Source organism: Nocardia farcinica (assembly GCF_029867845.1).
Lineage (GTDB): Bacteria > Actinomycetota > Actinomycetes > Mycobacteriales > Mycobacteriaceae > Nocardia > Nocardia farcinica_A.
The window spans coordinates 1-1,528 of the sequence record NZ_JARWRU010000725.1 but is presented as its reverse complement, the minus strand read 5'-3'; the positions used below and the strand labels follow the sequence as shown (position 1 = coordinate 1,528).

Sequence of the window (1,528 nt, the reverse complement as noted above, 5' to 3'; positions counted from 1 at the left end):
ACCGACATGTCCATCCGGGCGGTCAGGTCGGTGGCCCAGTACGGGACGCGTTCGTTGGCCTTGAGCTCCACGATGGCCAGTTTCGGCGGGATGATGAAGCGGTTCTGCGCGCCGGAGGCGAAGTGGAAGTCGCGGTCGCGGCCGTGCACGCGGTGGTCGATGGTCGCCCGCAGGCCGAGGTCGGCGTCCCGGCCGATGAAGGCTTCGCGCTGGTAGCCGGTGATGACGATCGGGCGCAGGTCGAGATTGCCGACCAGGGTCGTGACCTCGTCGACGAACGGGCGCTGCGCCGGGTCGCACGCGAGGGGCTCACGACCCTCCAGCCAGCGCACGGCCTGTTCGTAGGGCAGCTGGATGCGGCGTTTCTGGGTGACGCGGTTGACCCGCTGCTTGATCTCGACCTGCACCGGGGTCTGGTCGGCGCAGGCCGCGGGCTCGCCGTACAGGCGCATGCGCAGCTTGCGGCGGAACTTCAGGCCTTCGATCTTCTCCCAGTAGAACCGCAGGTCGGGGGTGTCGTAGTAGAGGGAGGTCACGGGGTAGCCGCCGTGCGGGGAGTACGGGTCGGTGTCCATCCGCGCCGCCAGCTCCGCACGCAGTTGCGGCACCTTCATCTCGTCGACGAAGTACTTGATCTCGTAGCGGTTGAACGCGTGCAGTCTGCTGGCGGTCTGCTGGTATCCGGTCGGCGCGGTGCGGACGTCTTCGGCTCGGCGCGGTCGGGCATCGGGGGATGGTCGGTTGCGCAGTCGGTCGAGAAATCTCATCGTCCGGCCTCTCCTGACAGTCGTTGCGGGCAGCTGCCTACGCGCCGCCACCGAGGTGTACGCATCGAGTACAGCCGATGAAGCTCCGGGCAACGCCCGGTGAAGCTGGCAGTCAGCTGTGAACCCGGGGACGATCTGTGGGGCGGGCCGCAGGGGCGGAACCCGCGGGGCTCGGCCTCCCCCGCGTGGGCAGGCGCCCCTGTGCGCGGACTACGGTCGACAGCGCGTCGGGGAGCGAGGTCGAACGGAGGCCGTATGAGGGTGCAGACCACGGCGGGACCGCTGCGGGTGTCCCACGATGCCGGCCTGATCCACGCGCGCGGGGTGCCGTACGCGAGCGCGGAGCGGTTCCAGCCGCCGCGGCCGCTGCCCCGTTCGGCCACGGTGCGCGACGCCACGGCGCGCGGGCCGGTGTGCCCGCAGGATGTGCCCCGCCTGGATCACATCAGCGGTCCGATCGTCGACGCGCTCGAGCAGCGCGAGGACTGCCTGGTGCTGTCGGTCACCGCGCCCGCCGAGGCCACGGGGCTGCCGGTGATGGTGTGGTTGCACGGCGGGGCGTATCTGTCCGGCGGCGGTGAGGCCGCTAAGTACGACCCGGACGATCTCGCTCGGGAGGGTGTGGTGGTCGTCAATGTGACCTACCGCCTCGGGGTGTTCGGGTATCTCGCGCCGGCCGGGGTGGGCGCCGACAATCTGGGGTTGCTCGATCAGATCGCGGCGCTGTCGTGGGTGCGCGACAACATCGCGGCGTTCGGGGG

At 70.3% G+C, this 1,528-nt stretch carries 2 protein-coding genes; one reads left to right on the top strand and one right to left on the bottom strand.

The window, feature by feature from the left end; translation table 11 throughout:
• A partial coding sequence (locus QH283_RS15855; protein ID WP_280503757.1) for a polyphosphate polymerase domain-containing protein occupies positions 1–767 on the bottom strand: 767 nt, incomplete at its 3' end.
• Between the two features lie 255 nt (positions 768–1,022).
• Here QH283_RS15855 and QH283_RS15850 point away from each other — a divergent pair.
• Positions 1,023–1,528, top strand: a 506-nt coding sequence (locus QH283_RS15850; protein WP_280503756.1) for a carboxylesterase family protein, incomplete at its 3' end; no start/stop codon positions are given.